The following is an 18,862-nucleotide window of genomic DNA, read 5'->3' on the forward strand; positions in this document are numbered from 1 at the left end:
AACGGCGCCCGGATCATTCGGGCGCCGTTTCGTTGCGGACCGTCTTCGTGGGAGGCGAAACGGCAGGTCCGCCGCATGCTTGCCGCCGGTGTCTGGCGGCGGAGGATGGTTCGGACGCGGTAGCTGCCTGAGCCCGGGTCGTCCGAGTGATGCCCCCATCCCCCGGACGAGCCACACCGCGTCCTATGCTCTGCTTACCCGATTTGGCGTGCCAACGCATGTTACCCGAGGTTACATGTCACTGTTACGCGCCAGTTCCGGCCGATTTTCCGGCGAAGTGTTGGTTTCGGGCAACAAAAAAGCCGGATCAATGAAGACCCGGCTGAGTTTGATTGGAAGTGCCTGTTAAGGCTAACCTCCAGAGGGGAACACTCGAGAGCGCTAATGGGAGGAGAACGCGCTCAGGAGATGATCTATATATGTGCTCTTCATGCCCAAGAAACAAGCATCTATTTTGCAACACTCACATGCAAAAAGGCGCCGGCTGTGGTCTAATCCGTCCCGAAGCGCAATAGGACCAGTTGAATCGCTGAAATACAGCCTGCGGCAAGGCAAAAATCGATCCGCAGCCGCGAATCAACAGCGATTCCTGCTCGGAAGTCGAAAAACGCAGGATGACGTGGAATCGTGCAGCACGCGTTTGTTTTTTCGGCAGCCAGACCTTGCTGATGCATGCCCACCCAAAAAGCCCGCCATCGAGCTTGACCTGAGGGTGTAGCGGTTTGGGTTACATGCCGGACAAGACCTGAAGCGCTTTGCAGGAGACGTTCAAGGCCGCGCCCGTAAGGAGAGCTATATGCGAGCCACTTCGGCGATCGCCGGCAGTGTCATCTTCCTTGCGGCAGCGCCCGGCGTGGTCGCCGGACTGCTGCCTTGGCTGCTGACCGATCGCTATCGCCGGCCCTGGTCGAGACTGCCCGGTTTCGTTCCTGTGGGCTGGCTGCTGATTGTCGCCGGCACAATCGTGCTGCTGCACGCATTTGCCCGTTTTGCCCTGGAGGGCCTGGGTACGCCAGCCCCGGTAGCGCCGACCGAGAGGCTGGTCGTCGGCGGCATCTATCGCCATGTCCGCAACCCGATGTACGTCGCCGTGCTGTCGATCGTCCTCGGCCAGGCACTGCTGTTTTCGAGCGGGACGGTCGCCGCCTATCTAGTCATCGCCGCGGCCGCCATGATCTCCTTCGTGAAACTATATGAGGAACCAACGCTTGCCCGCCGCTACGGCGCCGAATACGAAGCCTACCGCCGGGCCGTACCAGGCTGGCTGCCCCGGCTGACGCCTTGGCGCGGCTAATTTCTGGACGCCGACAATTGGCGAAACCGGTGAGACAGCTCCTTCTCCCCGTCACCATACAGGGGAGAAATGGCAGGGCGGTGAGGGGGCATCAGGACTGCCCATCGAAGGGCAAGTGCGACAAAGGCTGGCGCTGCCCCTCATCTGGCTGCCCGCCATCTTCTCCCCGTATAGTGACGGGAAGAAGGACGCTTTCGCCGAAGCCTTCGCCAATCGCCCGACGTTGCTCAGAAGTCGACGAGCGGCACTCGTAACTAAAACGACCAGCTGCGCGCCTTGGCTATGATGAAATCGCGGAAGACATGCAGCTTCGCCTGGTTCTTCATCGCGTCGGGATAGGCGAAATAGGTATCGAAGGACGGCACTTCGGTTTCGGGCAACAACTGCACCAGCCCGGAATCCTTGCTGACCACATAATCCGGCAGCATGGCGATGCCGGCGCCGCCCTGCACCGCTCGCTTGATCGACAGGATGTCGTTGATCTGCAGCGTCGGCACCCTTTGCCCACCTTCGAAATCGCCGACCGTTTCCAGCCAGTTCAGTTCCGACAGATGCGCCGGCACCGGAACGCCGAAGGTGACGATGCGATGGGCCTTCAGCTCGGCGATCGAATTCGGCTTGCCGTATTTATTCACATAGGAGGGCGCCGCGTAGAGATGGAAATGCACGGTGAACAGGCGGCGCTGGATGAGGTCCGGCTGCTGCGGCTGGCGCAGCCTGATGGCGCAGTCGGCCTGGCGCATGGTGAGATCGAGCTCCTCATTGGCCAGGATGAGCTGCAGGCTGACCTCGGGATAGAGCTCGATGAATTCCTGCACGCGCTCGGTCAGCCAGCCGGCGCCGAGGCCGACCGTTGTCGTCACCCTGAGCACGCCGGAGGGCCGGTCCTTGGTTTCGGTCAGTCGCGATTTGATGGTTTCAAGCTTCATCAGCACGTCGTGTGCCGTGCGGAACAGCATCTCGCCCTGCTCGGTCAGCACCAGGCCGCGGGCATGGCGATTGAACAGCGGCACGCCGACGTCATGCTCGAGCGCGCTGACCTGCCGCGAGATCGCTGATTGCGACAAATGCAGTGTTTCCGCGGCATGGGTGAACGACCCCGCTTCCGCTGCGGCGTGAAACACGCGTAGCTTGTCCCAATCCAACGCCATGATTTCCCCTCGTCCTGTTTTCTGGCGTCCGCCTGTTTTGGCGTCTGAATGAAAAATCAGGCTTTTGCGCGGCTTGTCTCAGCCGCTTGTTCAACAATCACTCCGCCGCTTCGCGGTGAACCTCGATCCCCGCCAAATATTTTTCCGCCTCGAGCGCGGCCATGCAGCCGAGACCGGCCGCCGTCACCGCCTGGCGGTAGATGTCGTCGGTCACGTCGCCGGCGGCGAACACACCCGGCATATCGGTGCGGGTCGAATCCGGCGCCGTCCACAGATAGCCGTTCGGCTTCTGCTTCAGCTTGCCGGCAAACAGCTCGACCGCCGGCGCGTGGCCGATCGCCACGAACACGCCGTCGACCACCAGATGCATCTCCTGCCCGGTCACCACGTTGCGCAGCTTCAGCCCTTCGACCGACGGCGGCAGCGGCGCCTTGCCGGGCCTGCCGGTGATCTCGTCGACCACCGTGTCCCAGATGATGCGGACATTGTCTTTCTGCAGCAGCCGCTCGCGCAGGATGCGCTCGGCGCGGAAATCGCTGCGCCTGTGGATAACGGTGACGCTCTTGGCCAGGTTGGAGAGATAGAGCGCTTCCTCCACAGCCGAATTGCCGCCGCCGATCACCGCGACATCCTTGCCGCGATAGAAGAAACCGTCGCAGGTGGCGCAGGCGGAGACGCCAAAACCCATGAAGGTCTGTTCGCTCGGAATGCCCAGCCATTTCGCCTGCGCGCCGGTGGCGATGATCAGCGCGTCGGCGGTATAGATCGTGCCGGAATCGCCCTTGGCGCGGAACGGCCGCACGTTGAGGTCAACCTCGGTGATGATGTCGTTGACGATGTCGGTGCCGACATGCTCGGCCTGCCTGAGCATTTCGCTCATCAGCCATGGACCCTGGATCGGTTCGGCGAAGCCCGGATAGTTTTCGACGTCGGTGGTGATCATCAGTTGCCCACCCTGCTGCAGGCCGGCGACCAGCATTGGCTTGAGCATGGCGCGGGCGGCATAGATTGCCGCCGTATAGCCGGCGGGGCCGGAGCCGATGATGAGAACAGGCGCGTGCTTGGTGATCATGAAAAGCCTCTGCGGGGAGCAGCCATGGATTGTGGCATGAACTCTCGTCGATTGTTGCGCGTAATGTAAGTGTTGCCTGCGACGCCAGCAAGGCAAGTTGCCGTTCGTCCCCGGAAAGCTTCGGCACCGGCGACGGCGACAAGCAACCGCAGCAAGATGACGCGAAAATCCTCGATCCAGCGGATGGAATAGACAGCAAAGTCGTTTAACTACAAAGTCGCGAAAGATTCTTTCGCGTCACCACGGAAGCCGCCATGCCGATCAAGGCCGATCTCGATGCCATCGACTGGAAGATCCTGCGCGAGCTTCAGCAGGACGGACGCATGACCAATGTCGAACTGTCGAGCCGCGTCGGCATTTCGGCGCCGCCGTGCCTGCGCCGCGTCCGGCGGCTGGAAGAAGCCGGCATCATCCGCGGCTACCGTGCCCTGCTCAACGCTCCGGCACTCGGCCTCGACGTCGTCGCCTTCTGCCTGATCGGCCTGCATCACCAGGCCGACGCCGAGCTCAAGACCTTCGCCGAGCGCACCCGCGGCTGGCCGATCGTGCGCGATGCCTGGATGGTGTCGGGCGAATCCGATTTCCTGCTGCACTGCGTGGCGAGCGATCTCGGCACCTTCCAGACCTTCGTCATCGAGGAACTGGCCTCGGCCCCCAATGTCGATACGGTGCGAACCGCGCTGACCATCCGCCGGGTCAAGGACGAAGGGCTGGTGGCGTTTTCGGCTTGAGACCAGACAAAGCGCCCGAGAAACAAAACCCGGAAACAAAAAACCCGCCTCGGCGGGCGGATCCTCGGTGAGAATCATCACCGTAGTTGAATTAGTAGCATAGCTGCCGGCACAAAGCAAGAACAAAATGTGGCTATGCGTCAAATAATAATCGCTACAGACTGGCGCTGCCCTCACCCTTACCCTTCCCCGTGAAGGACGGGGAGGGGTCGCCAGCGTTGCGGCTACTTCTCCCCGTTGACAATTGACGGCCTCTACTGGCTTGGCGCAATCACCCTGCGTCGCAGAGGCGCGTTTCGACCAGTTCGCAGAGATGGTGGTAAAGGCACAAATGCCCCTGCTGGATGATCGGCGTCGAGGTCGAGGGTACGTTGAGCAGGATGTCGGAGAGCGGCTTCAGTTTGCCGCCGGTGTCGCCGGTCAGGCTGACCACCGTCATGCCCATCATGCGCGCTTGCTGGGCGGCGGCGAGGATGCTTGGCGAATTGCCGCTGGTCGAGATGGCGAGCAGCACGGCGCCTGCCGAACCATGCGCCTCGACCTGGCGCGCAAACACCGTGTCGAAGCCGTAATCATTGCCCCAGGCGGTCAGCACCGCCGCGTTGGCCGGCAGCGCGATGACGTTGTAGGCCTTGCGCTCCCTTAGGAAGCGGCCGACCAGCTCGCCGGCGATATGGATGGCGTCGCTGGCCGAACCACCATTGCCGGCTATCAGCAGCGCCTTGCCCTGCGAAAGCGCGGCGACGACGGCGCTGACCGCCCGCTCCATCTCGCTGGTCAGGTCGCGCTCGACCATCGCCGAAATCGCGGCCGCCGAGCGGGCCAGGTAATCGTTCAGTTCGGACATGAAACCCTCAGTTCCCGGCGCGTAGTTTGCCGATGGTGCCGGTCGTGCTCTTGCCGGCGACGAGATCGACCAGCACGACGCGCCCGCCGGCCTTCTGCACGACATCGGCGCCAACCACCTGATCGACCGTATAGTCGGCGCCCTTGACCAGAATGTCGGGGCTCAGCGCCTCGATCAGTGAAAGCGGCGTATCCTCCTCGAAGATGACGACGGCGTCGACCGAGGCAAGTGCTGCAAGCACGCAGGCCCGGTCATGCTGGTCGTTGACCGGGCGTCCCGGCCCTTTCAGCCGGCGCACCGAGGCATCGCTGTTGAGGCCGAGCACCAGCCGGTCGCACTGGCTGCGCGCCGCATGCAACAGGCTGACATGGCCGGCATGCAGGATATCGAAACAGCCATTGGTGAAGCCGACGCTCAAGCCCTCGTCCTTCCACGCAGCCGCCAGCCGCGCCGCGGCCGCGGCATCGAGGATCGCGTCCTTGTGGGCGACCGGACCATGCGAGCGAAACAGCGCACCGGTGAGTTCCTCGATCGTCAGCCGCGCGGTGCCGCGCTTGCCGACGACGATGCCGCCGGCGGCGTTGGCGATCGATCCGGCCATGACACGATCAGCCCCTGCTGCAAGAGCCAGCGCGAAGGTCGCGATTACCGTGTCGCCGGCGCCCGAAACGTCGAACACTTCGCGCGCCTGCGTGGCGATATGACGGGCGTCGTCCGCACCGACGACGCTCATGCCCTTTTCGCTGCGCGTCGCGACGACGAAATCGAAACCGTGCGCCGAAATCAGCTGGCGCGCCGCCGCCTCGATCTCGTCATCGGCAAATACTGCGCGGCCGACCGCCTCGCCGAGTTCCTTGCGGTTGGGCGTGATTGCCGTCGCGCCGGCATAACGCGCATAATCGCTCCCCTTCGGGTCGACCAGCACCGGCTTGCCCGCTTGCCGGCAGATCGAGATCAGCTCATCGGCGACGCCGTCGAGCAGCACGCCCTTGCCGTAATCGGACAGGATGACGATGTCGGCGCGCACCAGCGCTTCGCGAAAATGCCCGACCAATGTCGCGCGCTCGGCATCGCCCAGCGGCTTGATTTCCTCTTCGTCGAAACGCAGCACCTGCTGGTTGAGCGCGCTGAAGCGGCTTTTGGACGACGTCATGCGATCGGCATCCTGCGCCAGCCCGCCGGTGTCGACGCTAAATTCGCCGAGCATGCGCATGAGGTTCTTGCCGGCCTCGTCGGCGCCGATCACCGAGACCGGTATGACGGCAGCGCCGAGCGAAACGATATTGGCGACGACATTGCCAGCGCCGCCCATCGCCAGCGTTTCGCCGCGCCCGTGCAGCACGGGGATCGGCGCTTCCGGCGAAATGCGCTCGATCACGCCGTTAACGAAACGGTCCAGGATGAAATCGCCGACCACCAGCACGGTGGCGCTGCCGAAGCGCGAAATGGCGCGGTGAAGAGGTTCGGGAGAGGGCAGCTTGATCATGTCAACGCGTGGGAGAGCCGATTTTCAGTGACGGGGAATTCGATTGGCAGGGCCGGCCGTTCATGGCGATGCCGATATACCGCAATTTCAGCCGACGCAACGGCAGGCCTTCGACCGATCGCGGCGGCGAGGCAATGCGTCAGCTTTTCTGCAACGCGACATGCACGCCCAGTCCGACAAGCACCGCACCGCCGGCGCGCCGCATCAGGCTCTGCGCCCGGCTCGACTGCCGCAGCCTGGCGATCACTGCGCCGGCCAGCACCACGCAAACAATGTCGGCCGACGAGAACATCAAATTGACGATCGTTCCAAGCACGACGAACTGCAGCCACACCGGAAACACTGCCGAGGCATCGATGAATTGCGGCAGGAACGCCATGAAGAAAATCGCCGTCTTGGGGTTGAGCACCTCGACGGCAACGCTCTCGAAAAAGGCGCGGCGGGCGGATTTCGGCTGAACTCCCGGCAAGTCGCTTTGCGCCTTGGCGCGAAACAACGAAACACCGAGCCAGATCAGATACAGCGCACCGACCAGCTTGACCGCCATGTAAAGCACCGGCACGGCATGGAACAGCACCGACAGGCCGACAGCGGCGGCGAAGACATGAACGTAGCCGCCAAGATGGATGCCGAGCGCTGCCATCAGGCCGGACCAGCGGCCGCGCGCCATGGTTTGCGCAGCGGCATAGAGCATGGCGGGCCCAGGGATATAGGCGAAGATCGCCGTGGTGGCGAAAAAGGCGACAAGCAGTTCGGTTGACGGCATTACCTTGCTCCTGTCGCCGGTTGGCCGGCAGGCCGACTGAAACGTGACGTTTGCGGCGGCACTGTGGCGCTCATCCGGCCGCCCCGCCACCTGCTTTGTCGACAGGCCTGCCGGCCTCCCCTATAAGGGCCGGAATCGGCAAGCAACGGCAAGTCAGGGCGTACTAAAATGATCATCGTCACGGGCGGCGCCGGCATGATCGGTTCCAACATCGTCGCCGCGCTCAACGCCGACGGTTTCAGCGACATTCTCGTCGTCGACGACCTCACCGACGGCCACAAGATCGCCAATCTCGCCGATCTCGAGATCGCCGACTATCTCGACAAGGACGACTTTTTGGCGCGGATGGAGGCCGGTGACCTCGGCCGCATCGAGGCGGTTTTCCATCAGGGTGCCTGCTCGACCACCACCGAATGGAACGGCAAGTTCATGATGGAGGTCAACTACACCTATTCGAAGCACCTACTGCACGCCTGCCTGGCCTTGCGCGTACCCTTCCTCTATGCCTCGTCCGCTTCGGTCTATGGCGGCGGCGCCGAGTTTCGCGAGGAGCCGGAATGCGAGCGGCCGCTGAACGTCTATGCCTATTCGAAAAAGCTGTTCGACGACTATGTCCGCCGCACCGTTTTCGATACCGACCATTCGCCGGTGGCGGGCCTGCGTTATTTCAACGTCTACGGTCCGCGCGAGGCGCATAAGGGCGCCATGGCCTCTGTCGCCTTCCATTTGTTCAACCAGGTCGAACGCGGTGAAAACCCCAAGCTGTTCGGCGCCTATGGCGGTTTCGGGCCCGGCGAGCAGAGCCGCGACTTCATCCATGTCGGCGATGTCGCCGACGTCAATCTGTGGCTGTGGAAACGCGGTTCTAGCGGCATCTTCAACTGCGGCACCGGCAACGCCCAGCCGTTTCGCGCCATTGCCGAAACGGTGATCGATACGCTCGGCAAGGGCCAGATCGAATTCATCGAGTTTCCCGACCACCTCAAGGGCAGCTACCAGAGCTTTACGCAAGCTGATATGTCCCGCTTGCGCGCAGCCGGTTACAATGGCCAGTTCCGCACAGTGGAAACCGGCGTCAGAGACTATGTCGAATGGCTGAAAGCCCAACGATCCTCGTGATCGGCCCACGCTGGGTGGGCGACATGGTGATGGCGCAGTGCCTGTTCCAGGCGCTGAGGGAGCTTCATCCGAACGCCGCCATCGACGTGCTGGCGCCGGCGTGGGCAGCACCGCTGGTCAAGCGCATGCCCGAAATCCGCCAGCAGATCGACCTGCCGCTGCAATCCGGCGCGTTCGAATTCCGCGTCCGAAGGCGCTTCGGCCGCCTGCTGCGCGGCCGCTACGACATGGCCTTTGTCCTGCCGGGAAGCTGGAAGTCGGCGCTGATCCCGTTCTTTGCCGGCATTCCGCGCCGTGTCGGCCATCTCAAGGAAATGCGCTACGGGCTGCTGACCGACATCGTGCCCTTGCCCGATCGCCTGAAACGGCGCACCGCGCAGGCCTATTTCAGCCTTGCCCGTGGTGGCGCCTTCCAGCCGCCGAAGCTCGCCGTCGATCAAGCCAGCCAGGCGGCACTGCTCAGCCGTTTCGGGCTGACGGCGGGGAAATTCGTGGCACTCATGCCCGGCGCAGAATTCGGCCCGGCCAAGCGCTGGCCGAGCGAACACTATGCCGGCCTTGCCCGGGAGATGATGGCGAAAGGGTTTGGCGTCGCGCTGTTCGGATCGAAGAACGACGCTGAGGTGACGGCTGAAATCGCGGCGCTGACGCCGGGCGCCTCCGACCTTGCCGGTCAGACGCGGCTGGAGGATGCCATCGACCTGATCGCCGCGGCGAGGCTCGCCGTCTCCAACGACAGCGGACTGATGCATGTCGCCGCCGCCGTCGGCACGCCGGTCGTCGCCGTCTACGGCTCGACCTCGCCCGACAACACGCCGCCGCTCGCCGAGCGTCGCGAACTGGTCTGGCTCGGCCTGTCCTGTTCGCCCTGCCACAAAAAAATCTGCCCGCTCGGTCATCTCAACTGCCTGAAGACGCTGGAGGTCGAACGCGTCGTGGCGGCGGCGGAGCGGCTGCTGGAAATGCCGGCCGCCGCATGAAGGTGCTGATCGTCAAGACGTCGTCGATGGGCGACGTCATCCACACCTTTCCCGCAGTGGAGGACGCGCGCCGCGCCCGCCCGGATATTTCCTTCCACTGGTGCGTGGAAGAGGCCTTTGCCGGCATCGCGGCGCTGCATCCAGCCATCCAAACCATCCACAGCGTGGCGATCCGGCGCTGGCGCGGGAAGCTGCTCGAGCCCGGCACATGGCGGGAAGTGGTCGGCCTGCGCAGCGCCTTGCGCGCGTCCCGCTACGACCTCGTCCTCGATGCACAAGGCTTGCTGAAATCGGCGCTGGTGGCGCGGCTGGCGGCAGCACCGATCGCCGGCTTCGACCGCTCGAGCGCCCGCGAGCCTTCGGCGAGCCTGTTTTATGGTCATCGCTACGCCGTGCCGCGCGGCCTGCATGCCATTGAGCGCACGAGACGTCTGTTCGGGCTGGCGCTCGGCTACGAGCCGGATTTTTCCCGGCTCGAATCAGGCATCGTGCCGCCAGCCGCAAAATCGACTTTTGTCGGCGAAAAGACAGCCTTCCTGCTGCACGGCACCAGCCGCGAGGACAAGAAATGGCCGGTCGCGGACTGGGTCGAAATCGCCAGGCTTCTCGTGGCACGAGGGATGACCCCGGTCACCACCTGGTCGAACGACCGTGAACAGGGGGTTGCCGAAGCGATCGCCCGCGCCGTTTCGCAAACCGTGGTGGTTCCCAGATCGCCGCTTGCCGAGATCGCCGCCGTCATCGGCTGCTCGACGCTGGTCATCGGCGCCGACACCGGCCTGACCCATCTCGCCAGCGCCTTCGGCGTGCCTACGGTGGCTGTATTCCTGGCGACGGAGCCCGGCCTGACCGGCCCGCGCGGGCCGTTCTCATCGACGCTACTGGCCGCGCCTGGCCGCAGCGTCACGCCGCCGGAGGTGATGGCAGAAGCAGAGAGATTGCTGGCGCTTAAATTACAAGGCGCTGCATAGGACCTTTTCAGAATTCGCTCTGGCGAGTCGAATAGCGTGGTTTCGAGGACCGGAGCGGAGCGTACTTAAAGTACGTGAGCACCGGAAGCGCAGAAAACCGCGCTATTCGACTCGCCAGAGTGGAATTATCAAAAGGTTCTAAATGAATTGCACCTGGACGATCTCGTAGCCCCTGGCGCCGCCCGGTGCGTTGACCTCGATGGCGTCGCCGACTTCCTTGCCGATCAGGGCGCGCGCGATCGGCGAGGAGATCGAGATGCGGCCGGACTTCACGTCCGCTTCCTGGTCGCCGACGATCTGGTAGGTCTTTTTCTCCTCGGTATCCTCGTCGACCAGCACCACGGTGGCACCGAACTTGACCTTGTCGCCGCTGAGCTTGGTGACGTCGATCACCTCGGCCCGCGCGATCAGGTCCTCGAGTTCGTTGACCCGGCCCTCATTGAGGCTCTGTGCCTCTTTTGCCGCGTGATATTCGGCATTTTCGGAGAGGTCGCCATGCGAGCGCGCTTCGGAAATCGCCTCGATGATACGCGGCCGCTCCTGTTGCTGGCGCCAGCGCAGTTCTTCCTTCAATGACGCGAACCCCTCGCCTGTCATCGGGACCTTGTTCATAATGCCTGACCTTTCCTGCCGCCGCCCCCGCAATCGGGAGCGACCTTGTCGATGGTACAAAAAGAAAACGGTCCGGCAGCCTCGCTAACGGAACCGTCTCACCACAATCTTTGCAAGATATAGCAATCTTCGCGGGTTTTTCACGTCCAAAAAGTCGGATTTTGAAAAATCATCCACCGATTGCGCGGCTGACCTAACGTCAAGGAGCGCATCACGTGTACCGTGATGCCAAATTCCAGTTCGGAGCAGCATGTGAGCACAGCAAAAAACCGGCTGCGATCGCCGCAGCCGGTATGAGCAGCGTCCGGAGGTCGGATCAGCTCCTCATGAAATGATCGATCTGCTCCGACAGCATGCCGTATTCGCGAGATCCCTTGCCCGTGCGCTTCTCGATTTCGCGGAGCTGTTCCTGGGCGCCGGCAAGATCGCCGATCTGCAGGTGCGCCTCGCCGAGATATTCGCGTACCAGCGTGTAGTTCGGGTCGATGCGCAGCGCTTCCTCGTAATAGCCGAGGCCGACGGTGACGCGGCCGGAATGGCGGTGCGAATAGCCGAGATAGTTGAGGATGCGCGGGTCCTGCTTGTTGGCGGCGAGGCTGAGCACGGCGATCGCCTCGTCATAGCGTCCATCCATCGCCAGCGCGCGACCGGCATCATAGATGCTGTCGTCATCCAGCATACCTTGCTTCGGCGAGACACATTTCTTCTGCTTCTTGTCCCAGGCCTCCCCCTTCTTGCACTGGCTCTGGCCGCCGCCGCCATTTCCGCCGCCGCCACCACCTCCCCCGCCTTCACCAGCCGAAAACGCCGGAGCGGCAATCAGCGGCAGGGCGGCAATGGCCATGGCGTAAATCAGCAATCGTCTGCGCATTACACTCTCCTTTGAACCTGACAATGCAACACTAACGCCGGGCCAAAGCCGTTTCGTCCCGGAAATGTCATCCTATCTCAAAACCGCGATCTCTCCCAGCAAGGCCATCTTATTCCGGGAAGAGAGGGCATCATAAATCATGGTTCACGATTAACGCCCACGCGCAAGAGAACGTGACGAGCGCTGCAAATCCGCTATCATCGGGCCGACCGAGCACGAAGCAGGGAGACGGCCGGTGCAGCAACGCGTTGAACGAGACTGGGAGCTTTCGATCGGTCCCGACACCGTGCGCCTGTTCATCCTGAAGGCGAAGGCGCTCAGCGCCGCCGTCAACGAAGACTATACCGACGGCGCCGAGCACGAGGTAGAGCTCGACGGCAACGCGCACGACAACCACCATCATGACGGCCTTGCCGAGGAAAGCTCCGAAGATCTCACCGAGGAAGAACTGCGCGAGCTGATCGACGATCTCAATGTCGACGAAGCGGCCGAACTGATTGCGTTGGCCTGGGTCGGCCGCGGCGACTATGACGCGACGGAATGGACGGACGCGCTGACCGCCGCCCGCGAGCGCGCCAACAAGCGCACGGCAAAATATCTGCTCGGCATGCCGCTGCTGGCGGACTGGCTCGAGGAAGGCCTGGAAGCGATCGGCGCGTAACAGCGCGGTTACCGATTGTGATCGCCAGCCCCCTTCGCCCAAGGCAACTTCCCTGCATTCTGGCCGTTGCGATACAATGGCGGCGTTTGGCTTTTTCAGATTGGGCAGAGTGCTGCTGGCCGTTGCGGCTACGCCGCTGGCGGGACCCGTTTCAGCCAAGGCGCCCGAGCTGCCGCCAACCGCACCGGTTCCGCAACTCAACCGGCAAGTCACTCCGCCAGCACCAACCGAGATCCCGGTCCCCGAACCACGCCCCGCTCCGGAGGCTGAGCGGCCCAAAAACGGTCAGCCTCAAAACGATCAGCCCCAAAATGGCCAGTCCAGGACCGAGCAGCCGAAGCCGCCGGCGATCGCGCCACAGCCGCCTGAAAAGCCGGCGCAGCCCGAGCCGCCGGCAAACTCACCGGTCGCGCCACCAAACCCGGCCGAGGCAGACAAAAAGGCGGAGCAAGAAATCCTTCCCGATCCTCGATCGGTCGCCATTGCCGAGAAAGAAATGCCGGCCGAGGAATTGGCCTGCCGCAGGCGGCTGAAATCGATGGGCGTCGATTTCGAGGAGCGCAAGCCCGAGCATGATACGGCGGTCGGTTGCTCGATCCCCTACCCGATCGTGCTGAAGACGCTCGGCAAATCCATCGCCATCGGTCCGGAGCCCGAGCTCAATTGCCAGATGGCCGAGGCCGCCGCACGCTTTGCTGCTTCGGTCATCCAGCCTGCTGCAAAGGCCGAGTTCGGCACGGATATCAAATCGATCGGCCAGGCCTCCGCCTTTGTCTGCCGGTCGCGCAATGGTGGCGGCAAATTGTCGGAGCACGCCTTCGGCAACGCGCTCGACATCGCCAGCTTCACGCTTTCGGACGGGAAGGAGATCGATGTCGGCCCGGCGCCGCCGGAAAAGGACGCGAAATTCCTGGACACAGTGCGCAAGGCAGCCTGCGGACCGTTCAAGACCGTGCTTGGCCCTGGCAGCGACGCCGATCATTCGCAGCATCTCCACTTCGACCTCGAACCGCGCCGCAATGGCGGCACGTTTTGCGAATGACGCCGGCCGCCGATAATGGGCGCCGCAATTTGGACGCAGGCGTGAACGGCGTCGCTGATTTTTCCTTTACTCTTCAGGTTTAGAGTCTGTGCCATCTGGGGACAGGAACCCTTCCGATGGCCGGGCTAATTCGCGCTGCGCTTGTCGCTGCGCGGCACACAGGACGCGCGCGCATGGCCGGCAGGCTTGCCGTCGTGCTTGCCATTGCGGCGGTCTCCGCCTGCAACACCGGCAGCGTGCTGTCGCTGCAGCCGGCCGTCGACGTCGGCAGCCAGACCGCTGCCGTCCCGCCCTATTCCGACCCACAATATTCCGGCCAGCAAGATTCCGGCCCAGAATATTCCGGCATGCAGCGCCTCGTCCCGTCCAACCCCTATATGACGGCCGCCTATCCGCGCATGGAAAATCCGATGTCGCCGGCCGAACAGATGCCGGCCGCAGAGATCGATTGCCGCAAGGAGCTGAAACGCCTCGGCGTCGTCTACACCGACGTCGCGCCGATCCATGAAGGCCAATGCGGCATCGATTATCCGGTCAGGGTCTCGGCCATCGGCAGCGTCGCGATGAAGCCGGCCGCGACGCTGACCTGCGACATGGCCGCCAGCTTTGCCGGCTGGACCAGGAATGAACTCGTCCCATCGGCCCGCTGGCGCTATTTTTCAGGCGTCAAGACCATCCACCAGGGCTCGAGCTATTCCTGCCGCAGGATCGCCGGCGAAGGTGTTTTGTCGGAACACGGCAAGGGCAATGCGCTCGATGTGATGAGCATCGAGCTTAACAATGGCGACGACATCGACGTCCGCAAGCCCGGCCTGTTCGCCTTCCGCACGCGCGGCTTCCTCAACAATGTGCGGGCCGACGGCTGCCAGTATTTCACCACCGTGCTCGGCCCCGGCTACAACTACGACCACCGCAACCATTTCCATTTCGACATCAAGAACCGCAAGAACGGCTATCGCGCCTGCCGCTGATTGCAGCCCCTGCCCAAGACCTGCTGCGCCGATTAAGATGGTGCGCAGACGCTTGGGTGGTGCCTCTTGAGCCAACGAAGCCTTCGACGACGTGCAACGACCTGGCTGGTGGCATGCTGTGCCGCCTATCTTTCGCTCGCCTATTTCGCCGCGCCTGAGTTCTGGACGTTACGCGACCGCAATTTTCGCAATCAGCAATTCGAGATGGTGACGCACACGCCGCAAGGCATTCCGGGCGATCCGATCAATGTCGGCCTTGTCGGCACCAAGAAGGAGCTTGTCCATGCTTTTGCCGTCGCCGGCTGGGATACGGCAGACGCGGTCACGCTGAAGACGGCGATCGAGATCGGCGAAAGCGTGCTGTTTGACCGCCCCTATCCCGACGCGCCGGTCAGCCGGCTGCTGTTCGAAGGCCGCGCCCAGGACCTAGCCTTCGAAAAGCCGGTCGGCGACAGCGCTGACCGGCGCCACCACGTCCGCTTCTGGCAGACCGCTGCGACCGGAGACGACGGCCGGCCGCTTTGGCTTGGCTCGGCAAGCTTTGACCGCGGCGTCGGCCTCAGCCATGACACCGGCGCGATCACTCATCACATCGGCCCCGACATCGACGCCGAGCGCGATGGGCTGATGCACGACCTCTCCGCCGCCGGCATGCTGATCTCGACCAGCGAGATACCAGGCGTCGGCGCCACAAAGACCGGACGCAACGGCGAAGGCGATCCCTATTTCACCGACGGCAAGGCCATCATCGGCGTACTGCTGCAACTGCCGTAGGCGCGCAATCGGCCCGTCTGACAGCCATTTCGTCCCGATGGGCTCAGGGGACGGTGATCACGATCTTGCCGAACGGTCCGGTCTCCAGACGCTCGAATGCCTGCGGCACCTCGTCGAAGCCAAACACCCTGTCGATCACCGGCTTGATCGCGAGCGTCTCGATCGCCTGGTTCATTCGTTCGAAGGCGCGGCGGTGGCCGATCGATATGCCCTGCACGACGATCCGGTTGCGCAGGAACGGAATGATCGGGAAACTGAGCTCCATGCTGCCGAGAAGGCCGATGAGCGACAGCCTGCCGTCGGCGCCCAGCGCATTGAGCGAGCGCCGCGCATTGTCGCCGCCGACCATTTCCAGCACGTGCCTGACGCCGGCGCCGTCTGTCAGCTCGCGGGCGACCTCGTCCCATGCCGGATGGCTGCGATAATTGATCCCCTTCCAGGCGCCGAGCGCTTTTGCCCGCTCGAGCTTCTCGTCGCTGCTCGAGGTGACGATGGCGCGCAGGCCGAAAGCGGCGGCGAACTGCAGCGCAAACAGCGACACGCCGCCGGTGCCCTGGATGAGAACGGTCTCACCCGGGATAGGCTTGGCCGCCTCGACCAGCGCGAACCACGCCGTCAGCGCCGCGATCGGCAGCGTCGACGCCTCGACATCGCTGAGCGACGGCGGCGCCGCCACGGCGGCATCCTCGTGAAAGAGCACATGCTCGGACAGCATGCCGGGCAGTGACGAACCAAGCGTATGCTTGTGCAGCACCGGCGGGGCGTTGCCGTCCGGCCAGTCGGCGATTACCTGGCCGAGCACCCGCTGCCCGATGCCGAAGCGGCTCACTTCGCTGCCGGTGGCGACAACTTCGCCAACCGCGTCCGATGTCGGCACGAACGGCAAGCTGAGGTCCGGTATCAGCACGCCATCGACGATCATCCTGTCCTTGTAATTCAGCGATACCGCTGTGACGCGTACCAGAAGATCATGCGGCCCGGGTCGGGGCAGCTTTCCCTCGGCCGGCTTCAAACTGGACAGGCCGAAACCGGTCATCTGCCAGGATCTGTTTTGGGTGCTCATTTGGTTCGCGCTCCGTGGTTGATGGTGCGCGAGACATTTATGCCGTTTCACTATGGAGAAAAGTGCTTCCATGTGGCATGGTATGCAACAGATTAAGGAGCAAAACTCTACAATAGGAGCGCTTCATTGGAATCGGCCGATTTGCAAGGCATCGTCGCATTCGTTCACGCGGTGGAGGCCGGCAGCTTCACCGGCGCCGGCGCGCGGCTGCATGTCACGAAATCGGCGGTCGGCAAGTCGATCGCGCAGCTGGAACAGCGATTGGGCGTTCGCCTGCTCAACCGCACCACCCGCAGCCTAAGCCCGACCAGTGAGGGCCTGAGCTATTACGAAGCCTGCGTCAGGGCACTGGCCGAGATCGAAGCCGCGCAGTCACTGCTGGCTTCGCGCAAGCAAGTGCCTTCCGGCCGGCTGCGTGTCGACCTGCCTTTGGCCTTCGGCCGGCGGTGCGTCGCCCCGGTTCTGTTCGACATTTCCAAAAAAATCCCGGATCTGACGATGGAAATCTCGTTCAACGACCGGCGCGTCGACCTGATCGAGGAAGGCATCGACCTGGCGGTGCGCATGGGCGACCTCGACGACAGCTTGTCGCTCGCCGCGCGCCGCATCTATGCCCAGCGTTCGGCCATCGTCGCGGCCCCCGCCTATCTCGACGCCCATGGCAGGCCGCACTCGATCGAGGACCTGGCCAGGCACAGCCTCATCGGTTACGGCCGCGACGGCACGGTCCATCCCTGGACCGTCAGGCATGCCGACGGCCGTCTCGAGAAATTCGCGCCCAAGGCGCGGCTGGTGCTCGGCCACGGCGAACCGATGCTCGATGCGGTACTGGCCGGCTGTGGCATCGTCTATCTGCCGACATGGCTGACGGCCGGCAGCATCAGGCGCGGCGAGCTCGAAATGGTTCTGTCGGACTGTCTTGTCGAAAACACCGTGGTGCATGCCATCTGGCCAGTAACACGCAATCTCGCGCCAAAGGTGCGCGTCGTCGTCGACGCCCTGATCGAGCATTTTTCCGCGCCGCCCTGGGATGCGGCATTGGGTGCCGCCTGATTGCCCGGCTCGCTAAATTTAAAAAGCTTGACCGTCCTATTTTCGAAAGCCGCGCGGCAATGCTATGGACCCGGCATGCTTTATGCTGAAATTGCCATCGTGGTCGTCCTCATCTGCGTGAACGGCCTTCTGTCGATGTCCGAACTCGCCATCGTCTCGTCGCGGCCGGCGCGCCTCAAGACGATGATCGACCGCAACGTCAAGGGCGCCGGCCGGGCTCTGGCGCTCGGCGCCAATCCGGGAAAATTCCTGTCCTCGGTGCAGATCGGCATCACTTTGGTCGGCGTCTTGTCCGGCGCCTTTTCCGGCGCCACGCTCGGCGAGCGGCTGGCCACCTCCCTGGCGTCGGCCGGCATCCGCGAAAACCTCGCCGATCCGCTCGGCGTCGGCATCGTCGTCGCCCTCATCACCTATGGCTCGCTGATCATCGGCGAACTGGTGCCCAAGCAGATCGCATTGCGCGACCCCGAACGGGTCGCCGTCAGGGTCGCCCCGGCAATGACCATCCTCGCCAGCGTCTCGGCGCCGCTGGTCTTCCTGCTCGATTTTTCCGGCCGCGCCCTCCTGTGGCTGCTTGGCCAGCGCGGCCAGAGCGAGGACAAGGTCACCGACGAGGAGATCAAGATGCTGGTCGCCGAGGCCGAACACCATGGCACCATCGAATCCGACGAACGGCGCATGATCGCCGGCGTCATGCGGCTCGGCGACCGTGCCGTGCGCGCGGTGATGACGCCGCGCACCGAGGTCGACTGGATCAATCTGCAAGCCGACGAGGCGGCCATCAGGAAGCTGTTGATGGAGACCCAGCATTCGCGCCTGCCGGCCGGCGACGGCGGCGTCGACGCCATGATCGGCGTCGTCCAGACCCGCGACGTGCTGGCCGCAATGCTCGGCGGCCGCGCCCTCGACCCGCGCCGGCACGTGCGGGTCGCGCCAATCGTGCATGACCAGGCCGACGCGCTGGACGTGCTTGCGACGCTGAAGGAATCCGACGTGCCGATGGCGCTGGTGCATGACGAATACGGCCATTTCGAAGGCATCGTCACCCCGGCCGACATTCTGGAAGCGATTACCGGCGTCTTCCGTTCCGATCTCGATGCCGGCGAAGAGGAAAACGCCGTCAAGCGCGAGGACGGCTCATGGCTGCTCGCCGGCTACATGCAGGCCGACGAGATGGCAGACATTCTCGGCATCGACCTGCCCGAGAACCGCGACTACGAAACCGTCGCCGGCTATGTGCTGTCGCATTTGCATCATCTGCCGGCGACCGGCGAATGCGTCGACGCGCAAGGCTGGCGCTTCGAGGTGGTCGACCTCGACGGCCGCCGCATCGACAAGCTTATCGCCACCCGCCTGCCCGGCGGTCACCGCGAGGTCGTGCGGTAACGAGCGACGCGG

General features: G+C 63.5%; 20 protein-coding genes. 12 read left to right on the forward strand and 8 right to left on the reverse strand.

What is annotated here, in order from left to right:
• Nucleotides 1-796: 796 nt before the first annotated feature.
• Nucleotides 797-1,294 carry a methyltransferase family protein gene (locus NKH83_RS15975; RefSeq protein WP_352477855.1) on the forward strand — a complete coding sequence of 166 codons (498 nt, stop codon included), beginning with the start codon at nt 797-799 and terminating at the stop codon, nt 1,292-1,294.
• 254 nt (nt 1,295-1,548) lie between these two features.
• Here the strand turns inward: NKH83_RS15975 and NKH83_RS15980 are convergent, their stop codons facing one another.
• Together NKH83_RS15980 and trxB are read right to left on the reverse strand one after the other, a co-directional pair.
• Nucleotides 1,549-2,445: a LysR family transcriptional regulator gene (locus tag NKH83_RS15980; protein ID WP_023719100.1), complete on the reverse strand. Its 897-nt coding sequence runs from the start codon at nt 2,443-2,445 to the stop codon at nt 1,549-1,551.
• Nucleotides 2,446-2,542: 97 nt separating this feature from the next.
• Nucleotides 2,543-3,517 carry a thioredoxin-disulfide reductase gene (gene trxB / locus NKH83_RS15985; RefSeq protein WP_254819256.1) on the reverse strand — a complete coding sequence of 325 codons (975 nt, stop codon included), beginning with the start codon at nt 3,515-3,517 and terminating at the stop codon, nt 2,543-2,545.
• 29 nt (nt 3,518-3,546) lie between these two features.
• On the opposite strand from trxB, the gene NKH83_RS15990 reads away from it, so the two are divergent.
• A complete protein-coding gene (locus NKH83_RS15990) occupies nt 3,547-3,726 on the forward strand; it encodes a hypothetical protein (protein ID WP_352805693.1) in 180 nt (59 codons plus the stop codon).
• Nucleotides 3,727-3,771: 45 nt separating this feature from the next.
• Nucleotides 3,772-4,248, forward strand: coding sequence for an Lrp/AsnC family transcriptional regulator (locus NKH83_RS15995; RefSeq protein ID WP_023678347.1), 477 nt, complete (start codon nt 3,772-3,774; stop codon nt 4,246-4,248).
• A gap of 271 nt (nt 4,249-4,519) precedes the next feature.
• Here NKH83_RS15995 and NKH83_RS16000 read toward each other — a convergent pair whose 3' ends face one another.
• The 3 genes from NKH83_RS16000 to NKH83_RS16010 all read right to left on the reverse strand — a co-directional run bounded on the left by NKH83_RS16000 (nt 4,520) and on the right by NKH83_RS16010 (nt 7,347).
• Nucleotides 4,520-5,095, reverse strand: coding sequence for a D-sedoheptulose-7-phosphate isomerase (locus NKH83_RS16000; RefSeq protein WP_352477858.1), 576 nt, complete (start codon nt 5,093-5,095; stop codon nt 4,520-4,522).
• 7 nt (nt 5,096-5,102) lie between these two features.
• On the reverse strand, nt 5,103-6,581 hold the full coding sequence (gene rfaE1, locus NKH83_RS16005) for a D-glycero-beta-D-manno-heptose-7-phosphate kinase (RefSeq protein WP_352805697.1): 1,479 nt from the start codon (nt 6,579-6,581) through the stop codon (nt 5,103-5,105).
• 139 nt (nt 6,582-6,720) lie between these two features.
• Nucleotides 6,721-7,347 (reverse strand): LysE family translocator, encoded by a 627-nt coding sequence (locus tag NKH83_RS16010; RefSeq protein WP_352477861.1) that lies wholly within the window; start codon nt 7,345-7,347, stop codon nt 6,721-6,723.
• Nucleotides 7,348-7,515: 168 nt separating this feature from the next.
• Between NKH83_RS16010 and rfaD the strand changes: the two genes are divergently transcribed.
• The 3 genes from rfaD to waaC are packed head-to-tail and all read left to right on the forward strand — an operon-like array spanning nt 7,516 to nt 10,417.
• Nucleotides 7,516-8,466: an ADP-glyceromanno-heptose 6-epimerase gene (gene rfaD, locus NKH83_RS16015; RefSeq protein WP_352477863.1), complete on the forward strand. Its 951-nt coding sequence runs from the start codon at nt 7,516-7,518 to the stop codon at nt 8,464-8,466.
• Nucleotides 8,439-9,446: a lipopolysaccharide heptosyltransferase II gene (gene waaF, locus NKH83_RS16020; protein WP_352477864.1), complete on the forward strand. Its 1,008-nt coding sequence runs from the start codon at nt 8,439-8,441 to the stop codon at nt 9,444-9,446. Before rfaD ends, waaF begins: the two co-directional genes overlap by 28 nt.
• Nucleotides 9,443-10,417 carry a lipopolysaccharide heptosyltransferase I gene (waaC, locus tag NKH83_RS16025; RefSeq protein WP_352805702.1) on the forward strand — a complete coding sequence of 325 codons (975 nt, stop codon included), beginning with the start codon at nt 9,443-9,445 and terminating at the stop codon, nt 10,415-10,417. Before waaF ends, waaC begins: the two co-directional genes overlap by 4 nt.
• 138 nt (nt 10,418-10,555) lie before the next feature.
• Here the strand turns inward: waaC and greA are convergent, their stop codons facing one another.
• Nucleotides 10,556-11,029 (reverse strand): transcription elongation factor GreA, encoded by a 474-nt coding sequence (gene greA / locus NKH83_RS16030; RefSeq protein WP_023719113.1) that lies wholly within the window; start codon nt 11,027-11,029, stop codon nt 10,556-10,558.
• Between the two features lie 316 nt (nt 11,030-11,345).
• Nucleotides 11,346-11,900 carry a tetratricopeptide repeat protein gene (locus NKH83_RS16035; protein ID WP_352805704.1) on the reverse strand — a complete coding sequence of 185 codons (555 nt, stop codon included), beginning with the start codon at nt 11,898-11,900 and terminating at the stop codon, nt 11,346-11,348.
• 235 nt (nt 11,901-12,135) lie between these two features.
• Here NKH83_RS16035 and NKH83_RS16040 point away from each other — a divergent pair, with 235 nt between their 5' ends.
• The 4 genes from NKH83_RS16040 to NKH83_RS16055 all read left to right on the forward strand — a co-directional run bounded on the left by NKH83_RS16040 (nt 12,136) and on the right by NKH83_RS16055 (nt 15,348).
• A complete protein-coding gene (locus tag NKH83_RS16040; RefSeq protein ID WP_352477868.1) occupies nt 12,136-12,561 on the forward strand; it encodes a DUF3775 domain-containing protein in 426 nt (141 codons plus the stop codon).
• A gap of 76 nt (nt 12,562-12,637) precedes the next feature.
• Nucleotides 12,638-13,603: an extensin-like domain-containing protein gene (locus NKH83_RS16045; RefSeq protein WP_352805709.1), complete on the forward strand. Its 966-nt coding sequence runs from the start codon at nt 12,638-12,640 to the stop codon at nt 13,601-13,603.
• A gap of 116 nt (nt 13,604-13,719) precedes the next feature.
• Entirely contained in the window at nt 13,720-14,574 is an 855-nt protein-coding gene (locus tag NKH83_RS16050; RefSeq protein ID WP_352805712.1) for an extensin-like domain-containing protein, read from the forward strand.
• A 66-nt stretch (nt 14,575-14,640) separates the two neighbouring features.
• Nucleotides 14,641-15,348, forward strand: coding sequence for an LssY C-terminal domain-containing protein (locus NKH83_RS16055; protein ID WP_352805714.1), 708 nt, complete (start codon nt 14,641-14,643; stop codon nt 15,346-15,348).
• A gap of 43 nt (nt 15,349-15,391) precedes the next feature.
• On the opposite strand, the gene NKH83_RS16060 is transcribed toward NKH83_RS16055, so the two are convergent.
• A complete protein-coding gene (locus NKH83_RS16060) occupies nt 15,392-16,411 on the reverse strand; it encodes a zinc-dependent alcohol dehydrogenase family protein (RefSeq protein WP_352802723.1) in 1,020 nt (339 codons plus the stop codon).
• 126 nt (nt 16,412-16,537) lie between these two features.
• On the opposite strand from NKH83_RS16060, the gene NKH83_RS16065 reads away from it, so the two are divergent.
• Complete coding sequence (locus tag NKH83_RS16065) at nt 16,538-17,464, forward strand: LysR family transcriptional regulator (RefSeq protein ID WP_352805717.1); 927 nt, start codon at nt 16,538-16,540, stop codon at nt 17,462-17,464.
• A 75-nt stretch (nt 17,465-17,539) separates the two neighbouring features.
• Nucleotides 17,540-18,850 carry a hemolysin family protein gene (locus tag NKH83_RS16070; RefSeq protein WP_352805720.1) on the forward strand — a complete coding sequence of 437 codons (1,311 nt, stop codon included), beginning with the start codon at nt 17,540-17,542 and terminating at the stop codon, nt 18,848-18,850.
• Nucleotides 18,851-18,862: the final 12 nt, after the last annotated feature.

The organism is Mesorhizobium sp. M0909 (genome assembly GCF_040319515.1).
Lineage (GTDB): Bacteria > Pseudomonadota > Alphaproteobacteria > Rhizobiales > Rhizobiaceae > Mesorhizobium.

Excerpts from the sequence above, each read along its gene's own strand:
- NKH83_RS15975 (WP_352477855.1), top strand. The coding sequence starts at position 797 with ATGCGAGCCACTTCGGCGATCGCCGGCAGTGTCATCTTCCTTGCGGCA.
- NKH83_RS15980 (WP_023719100.1), bottom strand. The coding sequence starts at position 2,445 with ATGGCGTTGGATTGGGACAAGCTACGCGTGTTTCACGCCGCAGCGGAA.
- trxB (WP_254819256.1), bottom strand. The coding sequence starts at position 3,517 with ATGATCACCAAGCACGCGCCTGTTCTCATCATCGGCTCCGGCCCCGCC.
- NKH83_RS15995 (WP_023678347.1), top strand. The coding sequence starts at position 3,772 with ATGCCGATCAAGGCCGATCTCGATGCCATCGACTGGAAGATCCTGCGC.
- NKH83_RS16000 (WP_352477858.1), bottom strand. The coding sequence starts at position 5,095 with ATGTCCGAACTGAACGATTACCTGGCCCGCTCGGCGGCCGCGATTTCG.
- rfaE1 (WP_352805697.1), bottom strand. The coding sequence starts at position 6,581 with ATGATCAAGCTGCCCTCTCCCGAACCTCTTCACCGCGCCATTTCGCGC.
- NKH83_RS16010 (WP_352477861.1), bottom strand. The coding sequence starts at position 7,347 with ATGCCGTCAACCGAACTGCTTGTCGCCTTTTTCGCCACCACGGCGATC.
- rfaD (WP_352477863.1), top strand. The coding sequence starts at position 7,516 with ATGATCATCGTCACGGGCGGCGCCGGCATGATCGGTTCCAACATCGTC.
- waaF (WP_352477864.1), top strand. The coding sequence starts at position 8,439 with ATGGCTGAAAGCCCAACGATCCTCGTGATCGGCCCACGCTGGGTGGGC.
- waaC (WP_352805702.1), top strand. The coding sequence starts at position 9,443 with ATGAAGGTGCTGATCGTCAAGACGTCGTCGATGGGCGACGTCATCCAC.
- greA (WP_023719113.1), bottom strand. The coding sequence starts at position 11,029 with ATGAACAAGGTCCCGATGACAGGCGAGGGGTTCGCGTCATTGAAGGAA.
- NKH83_RS16035 (WP_352805704.1), bottom strand. The coding sequence starts at position 11,900 with ATGCGCAGACGATTGCTGATTTACGCCATGGCCATTGCCGCCCTGCCG.
- NKH83_RS16045 (WP_352805709.1), top strand. The coding sequence starts at position 12,638 with ATGGCGGCGTTTGGCTTTTTCAGATTGGGCAGAGTGCTGCTGGCCGTT.
- NKH83_RS16050 (WP_352805712.1), top strand. The coding sequence starts at position 13,720 with ATGGCCGGGCTAATTCGCGCTGCGCTTGTCGCTGCGCGGCACACAGGA.
- NKH83_RS16060 (WP_352802723.1), bottom strand. The coding sequence starts at position 16,411 with ATGAGCACCCAAAACAGATCCTGGCAGATGACCGGTTTCGGCCTGTCC.
- NKH83_RS16070 (WP_352805720.1), top strand. The coding sequence starts at position 17,540 with ATGCTTTATGCTGAAATTGCCATCGTGGTCGTCCTCATCTGCGTGAAC.